This window comes from Serratia odorifera (assembly GCF_041448735.1).
GTDB classification, from domain to species: Bacteria; Pseudomonadota; Gammaproteobacteria; order Enterobacterales; family Enterobacteriaceae; genus Serratia_F; species Serratia_F odorifera.
Genome location: NZ_JBGMUT010000002.1, coordinates 646,370 through 665,586, shown reverse-complemented (window position 1 = coordinate 665,586; position 19,217 = coordinate 646,370). Strand labels below are relative to the sequence as shown.

The following is a 19,217-nucleotide window of genomic DNA, read 5'->3' as shown; positions in this document are numbered from 1 at the left end:
GCTCAGTTACCCGCCGCCGTTGCCGTATCGTCCCGATGACTCGGGTAGGCAAACGCGTAATAGCCGGCGGCGTCGGCGGTTTTCTTCACCACGCCGTTGAGTATCACGCCTTTGATCGCCACGCCGTTCTGTTCAAAGCGACGCAGGCTGGTTTCAATCTGCTTGACGGTGTTGACCTCAAAACGCACCACCATCAGCGCCGTTCCCGCATGATGACCGACGATCGCCGCATCGGTTACCGCCAGTATCGGCGGGGTATCGATCAATATCAGGTCGTAGCGCGGCGCGGCCCAGTGCAGGAAATCGGCCAACCGCGGGTGCATCAATAATTCGGAGGGGTTGGGTGGCACCTGTCCGCGCGGAACGAAGTCCAGCTTGGCAATGGCGGTCGATTTCACCGCCTGCGCCGGCGCTATCTTGCCGGCCAGCATATCCGACAACCCCTGATACGGACTGTCGCTCAGCCAGCGGTGCAAAAAGCCCTTGCGCATATCGGCGTCGATCAACAGTACGCGCTGGCCGGCCTGCGCAATCACTACCGCCAGGTTGGAACTGGTGAAGCTCTTGCCACTGGCCGGGCTGGCGCCGGAAACCATCAGGATGTTGTTTTTCGCCGCCATCATGGCGAAATGCAGGCTGGTGCGCAGACTGCGGATCGCTTCAACCGACAGATCTTCCGGCTGCGCCTGCGCCAGGATCGGCAGCCGTGCCGCAGTTGTTTTCGCCAATTGCTGCCGCTGCCCACGGTTATGCTTGAGCTGCCATGGCGACAGCGGCACCGTGGCGTAAACGCTGATGCCGCGTTTTTCCAGCACATCGGTATTGCTGACGCCACGATGAAAGGCAGCGCGCAACAGCACCACCGAGCAAGACAGCACCCCGCCCATCAGCACCGCCAGGATAACGATCAGCATTTTTTGCGGTTTTACCGGTTTTAACCCGGTTTCCGCTGCGTCGATAATACGAATATTGCCCACCGTGCCGGCCTTGCTGATGCTCAGTTCCTGCTGTTTGTTCATCAGTTGGATATAAACCTGCTGATCCACCTGCACGTCACGGGTCAGACGCAAGATTTCCTGCTGGGTTTTCGGCAACGCCTGTACCTGTTTACCCAGGCGCGCCTTCTCCTCCTCCAACGTGGCGCGTTTTTCCAGCAGTGCGCGGTAGGCCGGATGGGCGCGAGTGTAGAGCTTGGAAATTTCCGACTCTTTAAACGTCAGCTCGTTGAGCTGCGCCTCCAGTTGCACCTGCGTATCCAACACCGATTTGGCCTCCAGCGACAGATCCACCGAGTCGTTTTGCTGACGAAACTGATTGAGCTGGTTTTCGGCGTTGGTCAACGCGGCCTGGGTCTGTGGCAATTGCTCAGCGAGAAACGCCAGCATCCGCTGCGCCTCTTCGGTTTTGCGATCGACGTTCTGTTGCAGGTAGTTTTCGCTGATGCTGCGTAATACGCGCTGGGCACGCAGGGGATCCTCGCTTTCCAGTCGGAAGATCATGATGCCGCTGTCCTTGCCGGCCAGCGCAACGTTCAGGCTGTCGCGCAAATCGTCGACCGCCTGCTGCCGCGCCAGCTTGCTGACGGTGAAACGGGTGCCTACCGGGGCGTCCAGCGCGCCGATCCGCAGGCTCCACACGCCGTTGCGCAGCGGTTGGTCGATCGCCCCCGTCAACACGGTCTGCTGGCCATCGTGCAAGCTGACGCGCCGGTTCTCCAGCACGCTGAGGGTCAGCGACTCCCCCAACATCACCTCTGGTACCGTCAGCTCGGTAACGGTTACGCTGGGAACGCTTGCGCCACGCAAACGGGCGAGCCCTTTGCCCAGCAACGGAAAATAGTCGGCGCTGACGCGCACCGTCAGCTGCTGGTCATCGACCGTTTTCCCCAGCACCTGACGCGAATTGACCAACGCAACCTCATCTTGGCTGGCGGAGTTCTGGCCAATGGAACTTTCCAGCGTTTCCTGCAGCAACGACGCCCCGGAGCTTGGCTGTTCTACCTGGATCAGGGTCGAAGCCTGATACACCGGCGTCGCCAGCAGCGCATAGCCGATGCCCAACGCCGCGGCCAGGCCGGTGACCAGCAGGATACGCCAACGGTTGTCCCACAGCGGGCCGATCAGCCGCTCCCAGTCGAGGTTTTCATCCCGATCGGCCAGCACGGCTGGCAATGCATGATTGTTCATTGTCTGTCCTTGATTCCCTGCGGGCGATGGCCGGTTACGGCCTGGTGAAGGTTAACGATCGGCGGAGGGCGAGTCGGCCAGCGCCGCGGGCTCACACGGTTGGCGCAGCAGCAGCAGGTAACCGCCAAAACACAGGGCAAAAGCCAGCAGCATCAGGTTTTCCGGTAGCCACAGCACCTCGCCGAGCACGCCAATGCAGGCCAGCGTTACCGCCAGCAGGCTGCTCATGCCCAGCGCCTGACGCGCATTCAAACCGCGACGCATCAGAATGTGATGCAGATGGTCACGCCCGGCGCGAAACGGATTTTGGCCGCGTACCACTCGACTCGCCATCACCGACACCATGTCCATCAACGGAATGGCGATCAGCCACAACGCGGTCACCGGCCGCATAACCGGCGCGACGCCCTGGGACGCGCTCAGCAGCAGCCATAGCACGCTGAAGCCAATTACCATGCTGCCGGCATCGCCCATAAAGATTTTGTTGCGCCATCCGAAGGCGCCAAGATTGAATAGCAGATAGGCGGCCAGCGTCGCGATCAGACTCAGGCACCACAGCGCGGTGCTAACGCGGCCACCAAGGGTAAACAGCAGCGCCAGCGCGGCAAAGGTGACGCAGGAAATCACCCCCAGTTGGCCGTCGATACCGTCGATCATGTTGTAGGCATTGATTGCCGCCCATACCGCCAGTGGCGTCAACCACAGCGCACCGCCGCCCAGCAGCAGCGCATCCTGTCCCCATAGCTGGCCCAGTGAGGCAAGCTGCAGGTCCGCCGCCAACATCATTGCCAGTGCAACCGCGCCCTGCACCACCACCCGCGGCGTCACCGGCAAGTCGAAGCGATCGTCCATCACCCCCAACAACAGTAACGCCGTCACGCAGGCCAAATAGATGTCACCCTGCGGCAGCAAATCCGGACGCCAGTAAAACAACAGCGCCAGGGTCAGATAAATGGCAATACCGCCGACCAGCGGAATATGCCCGTGGTGACGTTTACGCGAGCTGGGTTTATCCACCAGCCCGATAGTCAACGCCAAACGCCGGCTAACCCCCAGTAACACCAGCGCTAAAATAAATATCACGCTCAGTTGATATAACATGATTCCTCCAGCGATTAAGCGCGCTACCGCCCTTGAGTTACAGCTGCCAATGCGCGATTGACAAAAATAAAATCTATGCTTCCGGGATATAAATCAGCATGGGTTATTCCTGCTTATTGTCGATTCGGCGGTCTGGCCGACAGCAGGCAAAGCGTATTACCGCCGGCGCTGGTCAACGGCCGGTAAATTCATGCCGAATGGTTTTCTCGATTGCCGAGTTAAGGTCAACCGGCGCAATGAAATCGCCTTGCTGGTTGGATTTAAATTGTGTTCTGGCACAAAACTTTTGTATCCGTATTCGGCTGATGGGGAATTTACGGCGGGTTATTTTAGCCAGCAGGTCCAATACGCTCGCGGCGCACACCCCAACGACATAGGGGATGCGCACGGTCATATTATTGCGTCCCAACGAAGAGGAAATAACGTCGACCAGTTGGTTCATGGTAAAATCCGGTTTATCGACGTAGTTGCTGACCTGGTAATGTAATTGCTGATCCAGCGCGTGCTCGAGCCTGGCGGCAATATTTTCGACATAGGCCATCGACTTCATGTTATTGCCGCTGCCGATCATCACGAAACGGCCGCTGGCAATTTGCCGAAACAGATTATAGACGTTGCCGCGGTTGCCTTCGCCGAATACCACCGTCGGGCGGATAATGGTCAGCCGGTTGGCCTGGTCTGCCTTGTGCCAGGCTTCATAAACATATTCCGCTTCCAGCTTGGATTTTCCGTAATGATTGAACGGCGCAAAGGCCCCGTCTTCGCCGGTTTCCTGTTTGACGAAGCCATAGACCGCCACCGAAGAGGTAAACACCAGTTGGCGGATATCGAGCATCGACGCGAGCTTGCACAGGTTGCGCGCCCCCTCGACGTTAACCTGGTAATACCGCGCAATCGGCTCAACATTATCCTGATGCTCGGCCGCCAGATTAATCACCGCATCGCAGCCGGCCAAGGCCGACTGTAAGCTCTGCGGCTCGGTGATGTCGCCGTACTGATAAAGTTCGGCAAACGCCTCGCTCGGCCGCTTGTCGATAATGGTCAACGCCAGATCGCTGCGGGAACGCAGACGTTTAACCAATCGCGTGCCAATAAAACCCGAGCCGCCAATAATCGCTACTTTACGCTTGTCCATAATTTGTCACTCAGCCTGTTTCCATTATTCCTGCCGCATCAGCGAACGGTCGCAAAATACGCGTTAGGTGATGGTTAACAGACTGGACAAATGATTGTGACTATTCAAATAACAAATAATGAAATAGTAATATTCGCAGCATGTGAAATTATGAACGATATGAAATTTCAGATGACGCTAATTTTTAACATCATACGCCACCCGATATTCCAGATTACTATCCGGCAAGATAAGTTTGAGTGAACCGCCATCAAATGCATTTTCGGCGTCATAGTTCACCGGCTGGCGAAACTGCCCGCGCTTGGGGTCGATGCATTCCAGCGTTGCCTGCGTCTGTGCCTGATGCTCTCCCTGATACAGGCACAACAAGGTCTGTGGCACTTTGGCACGCGGATCGTTTAGCGTCAGGGCCAGCATCACACGGGTGTTGTTTTGTATGTCATTGACGATCGGCGGCCGCACCTGGTTTCCCAGCAAAAACGAAAGATGTGAAATAACCAGCAATGATGCCAGCACCGACAGATAGGTCACCACTCTCGCCGTCGGCAGAGAAAAAAAACCACGGCTGCCCCTGTTTTTTTCCGCTGAATCGCTATTCCCCCGCAATGGCCTGGCCGTTATTGTTGCGGTCTGTTCCATGCTATCAGCTGCGGCGCTGATTTTATCCTGGCTGACTGGCGGCAAGGAGGTTTCTTTTTCAGATATTTCCGCTTGAATATTATCATTGTTCGTCAATTCTTCATGGGAAATATCATCTCCACCGTTATCGACTTCTTCACTGATAAAATGGAACACCTCACTATTTTCCACTTTATAACCCAGGCGAGGAATGGTTCTGATAAGCATATGCTCCCCATCGCCGATTTTCTGCCTAATGGATTTAATGGTTTGATTTATCGTTGAATCCGAGCAATAGGTGCCTTTCCAAATATTTTCTATAATTTCCGTACGGGTAACCAATTCTGGCGAACGGGCAACCAGCAGTGAAAGTATCTGATACTCTTTCCAGCGCAGGCGAGATTTTTTCCTGGAAGGGATTAAAACATCCAGATTCCTAATCTTTATTCTTTTATCAAGATTCACTTTTAATTTCCTTAACGTGCCTGTCCTGCACACTTTGTATAGAAATATGAAAAAATGTTCAAGAAATTAAATGTAAACTCAATAGACTGTTATATTTGCGAAAGATAAATATAAAAAAATCCCGATTTCATTTTTTAAAATACGACATATTTTACCCCATCAGGGCGCCAATCACCGATTAACCCTTGAGCAGCAAGGGTTTTATCAATTGTTAAAGATGACGAAAAAACACCAGCAACCAACTGAAATATAAGTACAAAATCAATTTGTTAGCGGGTTGTTATATTTATAAACTTGTGAAATTTCCCCTTCATCGGCGCATGGCAAACGACTTTCCGTTTAATCCTATTGCAAAAAAACATAAAGAGCGCGGCGACCAATAATGAGATTTTTCTTATTCGATTGTTTTGCAGATATAAGCGCCATTAACGCTTCAGTTATCACTATCGGCGTTGGCAATAGCAAGCGTAATGGGATAATCGCCGGCAACGGCGGGAAGTGAAATGATGAAAATAATGCCAGGCAGTAAATATAAATGGCGGGTATCTCTGATTGGAAAGATACCCGCAAATAACGATCAGCGAGCCTTACGGCCGTACACCAGCCAGGTAATGGCAACGCAAACAATATAAAACACCAGGAACAGCTTCATCGCGCCAGCCGGCGATCCGGTCATCGCCAGTGAGGTACCGAACGCTTTTGGGATAAAGAAGCCACCAATGGCACCAATGGCAGAAATAAAGCCCAACGCCGCAGCAGAGTCGGTCACCGCTTCGCGTTGCGCCAACCGATCCGAACCGCCCTGCGCCATGACCCGTTCGATGGTGATTTTACGGAAAATCACCGCAATCATCTGGAAGGTCGAGCCGCTGCCCAGCCCGGCAGTCAGGAACAGCAGCATAAAGACGCTGTAAAAGGCGATGAATGACCCTTGCGAGCCTTCTCCCGGCAAGGTCAGGAACAGCAGACCGGCAAACACCGCCATCAGCACGAAGTTGATCAGCGTGACACGGATGCCGCCAAAGCGGTCGGACAATGCCCCGCCGGCTGGGCGCGCCAACGCACCAAGGAACGGACCAAAGAAGGCATAGTGCAGAATCACCACGTCCGGGAATTGGGTTTTGGACAGCATGGCGAAGCCGGCGGAAAAGCCGATAAACGAACCGAAGGTCGCCAGATACAGCAGGCTGAGGATCCATAAATGGCCGCGTTTCAACACCGGCAGTTGCTGGCTGAGCGACGCCTTGGATGCCGCCAGATCGTTCATGCCGAACCAGGCCGCCAGCGTACCGATGATCAAAAACGGCACCCAGATCCAGGCGGCATTTTCCAACCACAGTTGGCTGCCGTCCGGCTGTGGGTGTCCGTTGCCGCCAAAGATACCAAACATGCCGATGGCAATCGCCAGCGGCGCAATCAGCTGCATCACGCTCACGCCCAGATTGCCGAGCCCGCCGTTAATGCCCAGCGCCCCGCCCTGTTTGGCCTTGGGGAAGAAGAAACTGATATTGGCCATGCTGGAAGCAAAGTTGGCGCCGGCAAAACCGCACAGCAGCGAGATGATGATGAAGGTATTGAAGGTGGTGCTGGTATCCTGTACCGCATATCCCAACCACAGGCAGGGAACGATCAGCAAGCCGGTGCTGATCGCCGTCCAGCGCCGGCCACCGAATATCGGGATCACGAACGAATACGGCACGCGTAAAATCGCACCGGAAACCGAAGGTAATGCGGTGAGCAGGAACAGTTGGTCGGTTGAAAAATCAAAACCGACTTTATTGAGATTCACGGCAACGGCGCTGAACAGCATCCAGACGCAGAAAGCCAATAAAAGGCAGGGAACGGAGATCCACAGATTGCGACTGGCGATACGGTGGCCCCGGCGTTGCCAGAATTCAGTATTCTCGGGTTGCCAATCCTGAATAACCGCGCCCGTTTTTTTCTTTAATGATGGCGTTACAGTTTGCGACATAAAAACCTCTGACACACGGTGATAACTTCGCCCACCCTAGTGATCCCACCGCACGCCAAAGTTGATGCAAATCAACGCAGCCGCAGGTAGCAATACGGCCAAAACAACCTTACATCCCCTAAGGAGTAAGCCAACGCATTAAATAAAAAACTTATAAATCAAAAGGCTGACAGCGAGGTTATCCGCAGTCACGACGGCATGCCGGCATGCTGGAAACTAATGGGTACTTCGTTAGGGGTATGGGGTTATGCCTGGGGATAATGAAAAATAAGGCTGAATCGTTATTGGAACCACCTGCTCACGCCCCGTGTTTCTTGCTGCCAACGTGTTATACCTTCAGGGATTTGCCTTTATGAAACGGTTACTGGCCCCGCTGTCGATCGTTAATCAGGTTGCCGTGCTGATGCTGCTGCTGGGCCTGTTGGGGATTGCCGGCATGAGTACCTCGGCCTGGATGTCGCAAAGCATTCAGGGTAATGCGCATGCCATTAACAAAGCCGGTTCGCTGCGCATGCAAAGTTACCGCCTGTTGGCGCAGGTGCCGCTCAGTGAGCAAAGCGAGGCGCTGATCGACGAACTGGCCGCCGATGAAAACAGCCGCGATTTACAGCGCGCGGTCGAACAGGAAGGATTGACGCCACAGTTTCAGGCGCTGCGCGCCTACTGGCAGCAGACGCTGCAACCCCAGTTGCGACAGGCGCAACGGCCGGCCGACGCCGCGCCGCAGGTGGCGCATTTCGTCAATCTGCTGGACAAACTGGTCTCCGACATCGATCGCCATACCGAACGACGCCTGTTGATGGTGATGCTGGTGCAATGGGTGTTCATTGCGCTGACGCTATTGCTGCTGATCGGCACCATTTGCTACCTGCGCCGCCGTTTGCTGCACCCATGGCGCCAGTTGGTGGCAATGGCGCAGGCGGTCGGGCACGGTGATTTCAGTCGGCGTTTCGCCCAGCGTGGACATCAGGATGAAATGGCCTCGCTCGGTGGCGCGCTGAACACCATGTCGGACGAACTGTCCGCCACGTACCACGGACTGGAACAGCGGGTAGCGGAAAAAACCGCCGATCTGCAACAAAAAAACCAGGTATTGGGTTTTCTGTACCACACCAGCCGCCAATTGCACACCAGCGAACCGTTGTGCAGCCGCCTGACGCCGGTGCTGAGCCAGTTACAGGCTCTCACCCCACTGCGGGCGATCCAGCTGCGGCTGTATGAAAACAACAGCCAGGAACAGTTTTTGCTGTTGAGCAACAATCAGCCGTTACGGCCGGAATATTGCAATAACGCGGCGTGCAGCGCCTGTCTGAACGAAGAACAGTACCCGGCGCATCAGCACCCGTCGCTAAGCTGGAGTCTGAGCGATAAACTGGGCAACTACGGCGTACTGGTGGCGCAGTATCACCAGCCGCTGAACGACGATCATCATCAACTGATCGCTACCCTGGTCGAACAGCTGACCAGCGTGCTGGCCATCGAGCGCCAGGTAGACCATCAGCAGCAGTTGATGCTGATGGAAGAGCGCGCGGCCATCGCCCGTGAACTGCATGACTCCATCGCCCAATCGCTGTCATGTCTGAAGATGCAGGCCAGTTGCCTGCAAATGCAGGGCGATGCGCTGCCGGCCGCCAGCCTTGCGCTGGTACGGCAAATGCGCGAAGAACTTAACACCGCCTATCGACAGCTACGCGAACTGCTGACCACCTTCCGGCTGCGATTAAGCGAACCGGGGCTGTTGGCGGCATTGCAGTCGACGGTGCAGGAATTCAATGCCCGACTGGGGATCGCCATTGAGCTGGATTATCAATTGGGACCACGCACCGTCCCGGCCTATCAGGCCATCCATCTGTTGCAGATTAGCCGCGAGGCCTTGAGCAATATCCATAAACACGCTCAGGCCAGCCAGGTACGGATTCAGGTGACCAATCAGCAGGGCGAAATCACCCTGTCGGTCAGCGATAACGGCCGTGGCCTGCCTGAACACGGTGAGCGGCCAGATCATTACGGCCTGATTATCATGCGCGACCGCGCAAACAGTCTGCATGGCCGCTGCGATATCACCCCACGCAGCGGCGGCGGCACCGAAGTCCGGGTGGTCTTCCGCCCGGATAACCACGCCATCGATTAATAGGAGACAGTATGACTACCGAAGAGGCCGCCACTATTTTGCTGATTGACGATCATCCGATGCTGCGCAACGGCGTGAAACAGTTGATTAGCATGGATTCACGGCTGCAGGTGATTGCCGAAGCCAGCAATGGCGAGCGTGGTGTTGAACTGGCGGAACAGCTCGATCCCGACTTGATCCTGCTCGATCTCAATATGCCGGGCATGAACGGTCTGGAAACGCTCGACCGCCTGCGTTTGACCGCGCTGTCGGGCCGAGTGGTGGTCTTCAGCGTTTCCAATCACGAAGACGATGTGGTGAGCGCGCTCAAACGCGGCGCCGACGGCTATTTACTGAAGGATATGGAACCGGAAGAACTGCTGAAGGCCCTGCATCAGGCCGCCGCCGGGCAAATGGTGCTCAGCGAGACGCTGACGCCAATACTGGCGGCCAGCCTGCGGGAAAATCGCCCGGCCACCGAGCGCGACATCCAGCAGTTGACGCCGCGCGAACGCGATATCCTCAAACTGATTGCCCAGGGACTGCCGAATAAACTGATCGCCCGCAAGCTGACGATCACCGAAAGTACGGTAAAAGTGCACGTCAAGCATCTGTTGAAGAAGCTGAAACTGAAATCACGCGTCGAAGCCGCCGTCTGGGTGTTGCAAGGCAAGAACGGCTAACCGCCAAACGGTCCGGTAGCGGCCGGTACCGTCGGGGTTTGCAGCGTCTGGGCTGCCGGCATCGAGGGTTGCTCGCCGCCCGACAACGACAGCGGCGGCGTCACCTGCAGCGTGATCCAGTTCGAGGTCACCCGCTGCTGCTGGTCATCTTCCAGCGTTACCGACAGTCGGTAGCGATTTTCCGCCCCGGGGTTGCTATCCCATGCCGGCATGATCACGCTCCAACCATGCGGATCGTTGTTATTGTGCGGCGGCGTCAGACTCAGCGCCTGGGTATCGCCTTGCCAACTGACGCGAGTGATTTTATTGCCGGTTTTGATTTCCAGCACCAGCGGCAGGGTTTCGCCGGCGTGCAGACTCCACGGCGGCGTCGCCAGGAACACCTGCAATGTCTTGCGTTGCTGGAATTCCAGCACCGGTACGTTCCTGCGCTCAATGTTATCGTAGCGGCTGCCGCGCAGCGACTTGGCCTGCGCGACGTACTCCGGCGAAATCTGCTTCACCAACGGTACGCCCAGACGGTAGCTCAACCCCAGTTCTACCGTATCTTGCGTTTCGCCGCCCTCGCCCAGTTTATGCTGCGCCTTCAGCGTTACCAGCGGCACCGGGGTATAGCTCAACCCCAGTTGCATGGCACGCGGATCGTCCTGCTTGTTGCCACTGCCGAACAGATCCACATCGTTGCCACGGTATTGTTCAAAGCTCAATGAAGCGCCCAACTGGCGGTAAAACGGCAAATAGCCTTGCGTGCTGATGTCATAGCCGCGCGCCGGACGGCTGCGGAACACCGCACCGTCTTGCCGCGCCGACATGGCCGACAGTGGATGGTAGTAGTTGGCAGAAAAGCGCAGATAATCGCCCCAGGCTTCCGCGCCAATGCTGCCACGGTTACGCTGATTGCCGATGTCGCTGTCGAACACCGTGTTGTAGCCCAACAGCCAGTCGCCCGCGATCCAGCGCTGCCCCAGCCCCAGATTGGCCAACGAACTGTCGGTCTGTTGCAGCACGCTGACCTGGCTATAGGTCAGCAAGCCGTCGACATCATACAGCGGGCTGAATAACTGGCCGCGGCTGCCGGAAAAGTCGCCTTCCGGCGATACCGTCAACGACAGCGTGGCGGTGCCCAGCGGCGACAGCAGATCTTGCGCCTGCTGTTGCAACAGATGGGTTGCCTGACCGATAACGTAGCTCTCGGCGCGGGTACGAACCTGTTGGCCAGAGACCTCATTCAGGTTACGTTCGCCAAGTTGCTTGGCCATGGTGGCCCACTCTTTTTCGCGCTGTTGATCGTTCACCGCACTGCTGCCGAGGTCGGGCAATGCGTTGGCACCGTCTGGCGCCGAGCTGACCAGCGACTCCGGCGCCGGCGGAGATTCCGCCTGGGCCGCAAATGCCAGGGCTAACGGCCACAGCAGCAACGGCCAGCGCTGCCAAGCTGTTTTAGCCGTTTGAACGGTTAGTCTACTGCGGATAATTCGACTCACTTCTGTCATCAGACTGGCGCCATGACCCCATCCGCGGGACACGACCTACCACCTTTTTCTGCTGCAGCCACTCCCGACGACAGACAACCTCACTTGCGCTCACTATAGCACAGCGCTGCTGTCCATCATTCCCCACCGCGATCCCGCGCACACTCAGCGCAGCCGCGTTAACCAGGCATCCTAGATTATTTATCATACTAAACAATCAGATAAACCTCAAAAGCCGAAGTGACGACGTCACAACATGTCGTATCAGGCGATTTCCAGCGTACGTGGAGCGCCAGTATCTGTCCTGCGCAGCCGGTCGCAAGTTTGCCAACGTAGGCTAAAAACCGCTCGGCGAACCTGATATGAGGCGTTATCTTCGGCGCAGGCAGGGCGTGGGAGAAAAGCGGATGGATGACGCAGGTTTACTGCTGTTATGGCTGTCGGTATTACCGGCATCGTGGCTGGTGCAACAGCTGGTGTGGCGGTCGCCGGCACTGCTGCGTTGGCGTTGGCGTGATGCACGCACCGCAAAGGCACCGCCGATAAAGTGGGCGGTCATGGTAAGCTGTTGTAGCTGCGCCGCCCTGCTGATTGCGCTGGGTCCGGCGGCCGATGCTCGGCGGCTGGTATTGATGGCAATGGCAACCGTGCTGATCGCACTCGCTTTTATTGACTGCCGCACCCTCTGGCTACCAGACAGTTTAACCCTGCCGCTGCTGTGGGCCGGTTTACTGGTCAATTTGCACGGGGCGCTAGTCCCCCTGGCCGACAGCGTGTTGGGCGCGGTGGCGGGCTATCTGCTGTTGTGGGGTACCAATCGACTGTATGTGATTTACCGCCAACGTCAGGGGATCGGTCAGGGTGACTTCAAACTGCTGGCAGCGCTGGGGGCCTGGGGCGGCTGGCCGTTGCTACCCGCTATGCTGTTACTGGCCTCGCTGTGCGCTCTGGCGGTCTGGTTGCCCCGCTCTGGCGCACAACGCTCAAGCCGGCAAACGCCGATGCCGTTCGGCTGCTTTCTGGCGCTGGCGGGCGGACTGACGCTGGCGCTGTCAGCGGGGGGATAGCCCCCATGACCACGCCAGCAGGCGGCGAAAAATCACTCACTTCAGTTAACCGCCGAGGTTGGGGTTCAAATCCGGATTATCCTCCGGACCGACCAGCGCACCGACGCCATGCGGCCCTTGATAGTTGCCCTCGGCATCAAAGTTCGGGTTGCCCTGGCGGTCGAAGGCCGGTGTTTTATCCAGAATTTCTTCGGCGGCACGGTGGATCACCACCACGGTATTGCTGCTATTGTGCCTGTCGTTTTGCCGCGCGTTTTTCCGCTCTTCCAGCGCCATGCGCTGCTGCCACTGTGCATTTTCAGCCGCGACCATTTCATCACGATGAATATCGATTTTTTGCATGCATTGGGCAAATTCGACGCTATCGGCTTTAAAACCGTAACCGCTGCACTGCGCCCGATCCATCGCCGCCTGTTGTTCAGGAGAGACACAGCCGCTCAACAGGCAGACCAGGCCTAATACCGCACTGGAAAGTATCACTAATTTCATTTTTATATCCTCGCGTTTAATCAACTGGAAGGTCGCCTGACATCAGGCAAAATAGCCGCTGTCGATCAGATGTTGCATACCGCCGTGCAATTTGCCGCCCGCCTGCTGAAACAGGCCGCGCGCATGTTGGTATTGGCCGTCAAGCTGACGGTTTTGTTGCATCGATGCATTCAGCGCGAACAATACCGTTCCTTCTTTCATCACCATTACCGGCCCACTGAGACGTGCGCTATGGCCGACCGAGTCCAGGGAGCAGAACAGCAGCAACGCCGTTGCGAAAACCACACCAATGCCGCCAAGCAATTTACCGTTTTTCATTTTGTACCGACCTCGCTAATCAAGTAATAATCCGTTGGGATTCGGCGGTTGCCGTAATGTGGGAAGGAGTATAAGAAACGCACACGCGGACAGATATTTGACTAGTCAGAAAAGCAACCCTCTGCTAATCGCAGAAGATTGCTATCATTATTCATCACGGTAGCGGCAAGGGAGAAACACATGGATGCCGGGCGTACATCTCTTCGTTACGGCCTATTACATTGGCTGATCTTTATCGCGCTTTACTTTCTGCTCGCGACCATCAGCCTCGAAACGCGCGACCCCTGGAGCCTGTCCAGCACCGTCTGGCTGCCGGCCGGCCTGCTGCTGGGCATCTTGTGCACCCGGCAACCGGCCCAATGGCCGATGTGGGTGATCAGCGCCGGCGTGATGCATTTCTCGGTCAGTGTGCTGCACGATCGGCCGGTGGATATCGCGCTGGCGTTCGCGCTGGTCGATCCACTGATACTGTGCCCGCTCGCCCTGATCTGGAACAGCGTGCATCGCTATGCAACCGACCTGTCCTACCGTGGAGAAACCCTGCTGCTGCTGGGCGGGGTCTATCTTGGCAGCGCCGTCGGCGGGTTAATCAGCGACCTGCTGCTCAAGGCCCTTGGTTACCCGACGGTGGTCTCGCATTTCGTTAGCTGGAGCATCTCCAACGCTACCGGCTGCCTGGCGATCGCCCCGCTGTTTATCATCCACCGGCTGAATCGCGGCCGCTGGCTAAACCGACAACAGGGCTATACCGCCGTCTGGGTATTACCGCTGGTGGCGGCGATATTTTGCCTGCCGGCCCCCCTGTTGCAGCACCCGTTGCTGAATCATGCCTTGCTGTATATGGCGCTGGCATTGTCCTTGCTGTTGGCGGCGCTGTGGCCGCTGCTGCCGCTGGCGCTGTACTTTATCCTGTTGACGCTGCTGGTCAGCCTGGCGACGCTTTACGGTTACGGCCCTTTTTCCGCCGCACTGGCAGGCACCCAGGCCGTCGAAGCGTCGCAGCTGTACTTGTTGGCGGTTATTTCACTCGGGCTACTGGTCGCCACGCGTGAACAGCAGCACCGCGCCCGCAACCAGCAGCACCAGCAGCGCTTGCAGCTGTTGGGCTACCTGTTACAGGCGCGCCAACCGGCCTTTTTTTGCCTGACGCCCGGGGCGGAAAGTCTCGACTGGCAGCCGCATGAAGCGATTTTCGGCATGCCGCCGCGTCAGTTGGCCAACCTGACGCTGCTGCTGGCGCATGTACATCCCGACGATCGCGAGCCGTTGGCCAGCCTGTTGCGTCATCCGGCCGCCTCAGCGCAGCAGCCCTCCTGCTGCGCCTTGCGGTTGCTGTTGCCCGATGCGGTTTATCATCAGGTTGAATGCCGGTTATTACCGCATCCACACCACGGGGTAAACGGCGTACTGGCATTGGTCACGGCCAATTAATCCTGCCGTATTTATTGTTGTTTCAAGGAGCGTTGAGTGCAAAAAACCGTGGTAATAGCCGACGATCATCCAGTGTTCCTGATTGGGTTACGCACCGTGGTCACCACCAGCTTCGGCGATGATTTTGTCATCAGCGGCGAAGCGCAAACGGTAGATCAATTGCTGGCGCTGCTGGCGGAAAAACAGCCGGATGTACTGCTTACCGACTTCAACATGCCCGGCGATCGGCAAAGCGATGGCTTGAGACTGATTGAAACGCTGCGGCGTAAATACCCGCAGTTGCCGATCGTCGTGATCACCATGATGACCAACCCCGGATTGGTGAAGACCATTCTGGCCGCCGGCGCGCGGGCGGTGATCAACAAGCAGAGCCTGACCAGCGAACTGACCACCTGCCTGAAAGCATTACAGCAAGGGCGACGTCCCGCTAACGTCAGCGCGATGCCGGTCACCGTGGCAGCCATGAGTCCGCGAGAACTGGAGGTGGTGCGCCTGCTGGCGCAGGGACATAGCGTTAATCACATCGCCGCCATGCTTAGCCGTACCAAGCAGACCATCAGCGCACAGAAAAAAAGCGCCATGATGAAAATCGGCGTCGGCTCCGACGCTGAACTGTTTGAATATCTGCGCGAAGCCGGACTATGAACCTTATGCGCTGGCTGCTGCCATTGCTGCTGTTGCCGGCCTGGGGTTGGTCGGCAGAACCGCTACAGATCGGCCTGTTGCGCGATCGCCTGCCCTATAGCGATCTGGATGCGCAGCGCCAACCACAGGGCGCCGCCAGCGATCTGCTGAGCGCGCTGTCGACCCAAAGCGGGTTGCACTTCAGCGCCCAGGCGGCCTCCAACCGCGACCAACTGGCGCAAATGCTCAGCCAGCAGCGTATCCAGCTGGCCCTGCCGCCGCCGCAGAGTTCACCGCCACCGACCGGCATCCTGCTTTCCAAACCGCTGTGGCAGCAGCGTTGGGCGTTGGTTGTGCGGCGGGATAGCCTACCGTTGCAGCATCAACTGATGCCGGATTTGCGTCATCAGCGCTTGCTGTCCTTGCGACACAGCCCGGTACAGGCCGCCTTGCTGACGACCTACCCCGGCGTGGCGCTCGGTGAAGCGGCAACCCTGCATGAAGCGCTCAGACTGTTGAATGCCGGCGCTGCTCAGGGCATCGTTTGCGACGCCACCCAGGCGGCGCTGCTGGCCAGCAATCTGTATCCGGGCAGATTGCTGGTGCGCCCATTGCCGGCCATCGTCAGCACCCAGCGCCTATGGCTGGCTGCCGATCAGCACGCGTTGCTCGACCGCATCAATCAGGCGATCGATGCCCTGCCTGACGGCATGGCGCAGTCGATCAACCAGCGCTGGCTACTCAACGCGGCGCTCAACGGCATGCTGCCCGCGCCTTCCACTGCCCGCCATTGGCTGACGCCGCTGGCGGGGATCAGCGCTGCGCTGTCGCTGTTTCTGATAGGCTTTCTGCTTAGCGAGATCTTCCGCCGGCGCCGCGCCGAGCGTGGACTGCGCGATGCGCTCAAATATTGGCAAACCTTGCTGAACAGCATTCCCACCCCGCTGCTGGTGTGCGACCCGCTCGGCAAGATTACCCATTGCAATCAGGCATTGTTAACGTCGCTGGCGCTGTCCCACCAGCAGGTCATTGGCAGTACGCTGGAACACTTCACCGCGCACCATCCCATCGCCCCACCGATCGGCCACCAGGAACGCATTGCCGCCATCGGCAGCATGCAGCCGCAGTTTTCCGACCGCACCATGGTAATACGCGGCGAGCAACGGGAAATCGCCCAGTGGCTGGCGGCCTACAGCGACAGCCGCATGACGCCGCAGGGCCTGCTGCTAGGCTGGTATGACATCAGCCAACGCAAGCGGCTGGAGCGCGATCTGGCCGACGCGTTGCAGCAAGCCACCGACGCCAGCCGCGAAAAAAGTGATTTTCTGGCGCGCATGAGCCATGAGATCCGCTCACCGATGAACGCCATCCTCGGCATTCTGGAACTGGAAAGCCAGCGTCCAGACGCGGCAGACTCGTCGCTGCCGATTGCCTATGCCGCCTCACGCCAGCTGTTGCAAATCGTCGGCGACGTGTTGGACATCTCGAAAATCGAAGCCGGAGAACTGCATCTGCAACCGCAGCCCACCGCGCTGTACCCCTTGCTGACGCAGCTGCTGGAAACCTACGCCACGCTGGCGGCGCAAAAAGCGCTGCGACTGGACAGCGACATCGAAGCCGCCTGGCAGTGTGACTATCTGTTGGATGGCACAAAGCTGACGCAGGTGCTCAATAACCTGCTGAGCAACGCCATCAAATATACCGAACGCGGTTTTGTAGCGCTGCAGGTCAGCGTTCAGTCGCAGGATACGCAATACGACCGCGTCACGTTCAGCATCACCGACAGCGGCATCGGTATTGCTCCGCAAATGCAGCAAAAAATATTGCAGCCGTATGTCCAGGCCGATCCCAATACGCCGGCCAGCACCGGGCTTGGCCTGGCAATCTGTACCCAGTTGGTACAATTGCTGGGGGGAGAGTTACAGATTGATTCAGCGCCGCAGCACGGCTCGCGTTTTTCCTTTACGCTGAGCCTGCCACGCAGCGCCATCCATAACGAATCCCAGACCACATCGGCACCCAGCGCGCTGGATCCCGCGCTGCATATCCTGGTAGTAGACGATCTGCCAGCCAACCTGACGGTGATGAAGCTGCAACTGGAAAAGCTCGGCCATCACGTTACCACCTGTGATAACGGCATGCAGGCGTTACAGTGGCTGGAACGGCAACACGCCGATCTGGTGTTGACCGATTGTCAGATGCCGACCCTCAGCGGCTATCAGCTGGCACAGACCCAGCGCGAACGCGAGCGCGGTCAGCGGCGCTACCAGCCGATCGTCGGCTGCACCGCCAATGCCTTTAACGATGAGCAACGCCGTTGTCTGGCCGCCGGTATGGATGCGGTATTGATCAAACCGCTAACGCAAAAAGACTTGCGCAACCTGCTGCAGGAACAGCGGGCAATTGGTTTGAACATGCAGGAAATACGGGCGATGAGCGACGGGCAGCCTCAGGTGCTGTCAACGCTAATCGATGAACTGCAACGCAGCAGTGAAGCCGACCGACAGCAACTGCTTGCCAACGCCGGGCAACCGGAGGCGTTCGCCGCGGTGCTGCACCGGCAGAAAGGCAGTTTTGCGCTGGCAGGCTACCAAAGCGCGGTTACCGTTTGCCAGCAGTTGGAACAAGAGCCACCGACCAGCGCGGAACCGACGGTGGCACTGCTGCGGCTGAACGCGCTGACGCTGCGATTTATCGCCCTGTTGGAACTGCAGCGCCCGTCGGCAACTTAAACCGCCACCGCCGGCGTAACCTGCGGCGCCTGCCAATGGCCGGCGCGGTACAGACCGACCACGCTGCCAATCACCAATAAACCGGGTGACTGTGGGCGTTCGCGAGTCAGCAGCGCGGGCAATTCGACCAGCGTGGCGGTGAGCACCCGCTGCTGCGGCTGAGTGCCTCGTTCGATAATCGCCAACGGCGTCTCGGCGCTCATGCCGTGGCGCATCAACTGCTCGGCAATGCTCGCACCGAGCGCCAGGCCCATATAAAACACCAGCGTCTGCCCGTCGCTGACCAGCGCGCGCCAATCCAGCTTCAGTCCGCCATCACGGCAATGACCGGTAACAAAGCGCACCGACTGCGCATGGTCACGGTGGGTCAACGGAATGCCGGTCGCGGCGGCACAGCCGCTGGCGGCAGTGATGCCCGGCACGATATGACAGGGGATGCCATGGCGCTGCAACGCCACCATTTCCTCACCGCCGCGGCCAAAGATAAACGGATCGCCGCCCTTCAGCCGCACGACGCGATTACCGGCCTGCGCCAGTTCCACCAGCAACTGGTTGATCTCCGGCTGCGACAGCGTGTGGCAACGGGGTGATTTGCCCACGTCGATGCGCAGCGCCTGCTTCGGCACCAGCGCCATCACCGCTGGCGACACCAGACGATCGAACACCAGCACCTCGGCCTGACTGATGGCCCGCAACGCCTTGATGGTCAACAGTTCGGCATCGCCCGGCCCGGCACCGACCAGCCACACCTCGCCGCCGACCACCGGCTGGCGTTGCTGCGCACACGCGATCAACATATCAATCGCTTTCATCG

The 19,217-nt window shown here is 57.8% G+C and carries 15 protein-coding genes; 6 read left to right on the top strand and 9 right to left on the bottom strand.

From position 1 onward, the window contains the following. Nucleotides 1–2 precede the first annotated feature (2 nt). From ACCC84_RS09185 to ACCC84_RS09165, 5 genes are all read right to left on the bottom strand, one after another. Nucleotides 3–2,186 carry a polysaccharide biosynthesis tyrosine autokinase gene (locus ACCC84_RS09185; RefSeq protein ID WP_371901774.1) on the bottom strand — a complete coding sequence of 728 codons (2,184 nt, stop codon included), beginning with the start codon at nt 2,184–2,186 and terminating at the stop codon, nt 3–5. A gap of 51 nt (nt 2,187–2,237) precedes the next feature. Further along, nucleotides 2,238–3,287, bottom strand: coding sequence for a UDP-N-acetylglucosamine--undecaprenyl-phosphate N-acetylglucosaminephosphotransferase (gene wecA / locus ACCC84_RS09180; RefSeq protein ID WP_371901773.1), 1,050 nt, complete (start codon nt 3,285–3,287; stop codon nt 2,238–2,240). Between the two features lie 172 nt (nt 3,288–3,459). Continuing rightward, nucleotides 3,460–4,422 carry an NAD-dependent epimerase/dehydratase family protein gene (locus tag ACCC84_RS09175; protein WP_371901772.1) on the bottom strand — a complete coding sequence of 321 codons (963 nt, stop codon included), beginning with the start codon at nt 4,420–4,422 and terminating at the stop codon, nt 3,460–3,462. 177 nt (nt 4,423–4,599) lie between these two features. Beyond that, nucleotides 4,600–5,505, bottom strand: coding sequence for a winged helix-turn-helix domain-containing protein (locus tag ACCC84_RS09170; protein WP_273870006.1), 906 nt, complete (start codon nt 5,503–5,505; stop codon nt 4,600–4,602). 577 nt (nt 5,506–6,082) lie between these two features. Then, on the bottom strand, nt 6,083–7,477 hold the full coding sequence (locus ACCC84_RS09165) for a NarK family nitrate/nitrite MFS transporter (protein ID WP_088499720.1): 1,395 nt from the start codon (nt 7,475–7,477) through the stop codon (nt 6,083–6,085). A 352-nt stretch (nt 7,478–7,829) separates the two neighbouring features. Between ACCC84_RS09165 and narX the strand changes: the two genes are divergently transcribed. After that, nucleotides 7,830–9,608 (top strand): nitrate/nitrite two-component system sensor histidine kinase NarX, encoded by a 1,779-nt coding sequence (narX, locus tag ACCC84_RS09160; RefSeq protein WP_371901771.1) that lies wholly within the window; start codon nt 7,830–7,832, stop codon nt 9,606–9,608. An 11-nt stretch (nt 9,609–9,619) separates the two neighbouring features. Continuing rightward, entirely contained in the window at nt 9,620–10,270 is a 651-nt protein-coding gene (gene narL, locus ACCC84_RS09155) for a two-component system response regulator NarL (RefSeq protein WP_004961638.1), read from the top strand. Here the strand turns inward: narL and ACCC84_RS09150 are convergent. After that, nucleotides 10,267–11,763: a YchO/YchP family invasin gene (locus ACCC84_RS09150; RefSeq protein WP_004961635.1), complete on the bottom strand. Its 1,497-nt coding sequence runs from the start codon at nt 11,761–11,763 to the stop codon at nt 10,267–10,269. The two genes, narL and ACCC84_RS09150, sit on opposite strands and share 4 nt — an antisense overlap. A 386-nt stretch (nt 11,764–12,149) precedes the next feature. On the opposite strand from ACCC84_RS09150, the gene ACCC84_RS09145 reads away from it, so the two are divergent. Next, complete coding sequence (locus ACCC84_RS09145) at nt 12,150–12,809, top strand: prepilin peptidase (RefSeq protein WP_371901770.1); 660 nt, start codon at nt 12,150–12,152, stop codon at nt 12,807–12,809. Nucleotides 12,810–12,854: 45 nt separating this feature from the next. On the opposite strand, the gene ACCC84_RS09140 is transcribed toward ACCC84_RS09145, so the two are convergent. After that, nucleotides 12,855–13,298: a hypothetical protein gene (locus ACCC84_RS09140; protein ID WP_039991988.1), complete on the bottom strand. Its 444-nt coding sequence runs from the start codon at nt 13,296–13,298 to the stop codon at nt 12,855–12,857. A gap of 42 nt (nt 13,299–13,340) precedes the next feature. Beyond that, nucleotides 13,341–13,616 carry a hypothetical protein gene (locus tag ACCC84_RS09135; protein WP_004961628.1) on the bottom strand — a complete coding sequence of 92 codons (276 nt, stop codon included), beginning with the start codon at nt 13,614–13,616 and terminating at the stop codon, nt 13,341–13,343. 180 nt (nt 13,617–13,796) lie between these two features. On the opposite strand from ACCC84_RS09135, the gene ACCC84_RS09130 reads away from it, so the two are divergent. The 3 genes from ACCC84_RS09130 to ACCC84_RS09120 are packed head-to-tail and all read left to right on the top strand — an operon-like array spanning nt 13,797 to nt 18,403. Then, nucleotides 13,797–15,047, top strand: coding sequence for an MASE1 domain-containing protein (locus ACCC84_RS09130; protein WP_273870015.1), 1,251 nt, complete (start codon nt 13,797–13,799; stop codon nt 15,045–15,047). Nucleotides 15,048–15,083: 36 nt separating this feature from the next. Further along, on the top strand, nt 15,084–15,692 hold the full coding sequence (locus ACCC84_RS09125) for a response regulator (RefSeq protein ID WP_371901769.1): 609 nt from the start codon (nt 15,084–15,086) through the stop codon (nt 15,690–15,692). Continuing rightward, complete coding sequence (locus ACCC84_RS09120) at nt 15,689–18,403, top strand: ATP-binding protein (protein WP_371901768.1); 2,715 nt, start codon at nt 15,689–15,691, stop codon at nt 18,401–18,403. Before ACCC84_RS09125 ends, ACCC84_RS09120 begins: the two co-directional genes overlap by 4 nt. Here ACCC84_RS09120 and cobA read toward each other — a convergent pair. Then, nucleotides 18,400–19,215: a uroporphyrinogen-III C-methyltransferase gene (gene cobA / locus ACCC84_RS09115; RefSeq protein WP_371901767.1), complete on the bottom strand. Its 816-nt coding sequence runs from the start codon at nt 19,213–19,215 to the stop codon at nt 18,400–18,402. The two genes, ACCC84_RS09120 and cobA, sit on opposite strands and share 4 nt — an antisense overlap. Nucleotides 19,216–19,217 lie beyond the last annotated feature (2 nt).

Coding starts and splice junctions, on each gene's coding strand:
- ACCC84_RS09150 (WP_004961635.1), bottom strand. CDS start 11,763: ATGACAGAAGTGAGTCGAATTATCCGCAGTAGACTAACCGTTCAAACG.
- ACCC84_RS09165 (WP_088499720.1), bottom strand. CDS start 7,477: ATGTCGCAAACTGTAACGCCATCATTAAAGAAAAAAACGGGCGCGGTT.
- ACCC84_RS09135 (WP_004961628.1), bottom strand. CDS start 13,616: ATGAAAAACGGTAAATTGCTTGGCGGCATTGGTGTGGTTTTCGCAACG.
- ACCC84_RS09145 (WP_371901770.1), top strand. CDS start 12,150: ATGGATGACGCAGGTTTACTGCTGTTATGGCTGTCGGTATTACCGGCA.
- ACCC84_RS09120 (WP_371901768.1), top strand. CDS start 15,689: ATGAACCTTATGCGCTGGCTGCTGCCATTGCTGCTGTTGCCGGCCTGG.
- ACCC84_RS09140 (WP_039991988.1), bottom strand. CDS start 13,298: ATGAAATTAGTGATACTTTCCAGTGCGGTATTAGGCCTGGTCTGCCTG.
- ACCC84_RS09185 (WP_371901774.1), bottom strand. CDS start 2,186: ATGAACAATCATGCATTGCCAGCCGTGCTGGCCGATCGGGATGAAAAC.
- narX (WP_371901771.1), top strand. CDS start 7,830: ATGAAACGGTTACTGGCCCCGCTGTCGATCGTTAATCAGGTTGCCGTG.
- cobA (WP_371901767.1), bottom strand. CDS start 19,215: ATGAAAGCGATTGATATGTTGATCGCGTGTGCGCAGCAACGCCAGCCG.
- wecA (WP_371901773.1), bottom strand. CDS start 3,287: ATGTTATATCAACTGAGCGTGATATTTATTTTAGCGCTGGTGTTACTG.
- narL (WP_004961638.1), top strand. CDS start 9,620: ATGACTACCGAAGAGGCCGCCACTATTTTGCTGATTGACGATCATCCG.
- ACCC84_RS09130 (WP_273870015.1), top strand. CDS start 13,797: ATGGATGCCGGGCGTACATCTCTTCGTTACGGCCTATTACATTGGCTG.
- ACCC84_RS09175 (WP_371901772.1), bottom strand. CDS start 4,422: ATGGACAAGCGTAAAGTAGCGATTATTGGCGGCTCGGGTTTTATTGGC.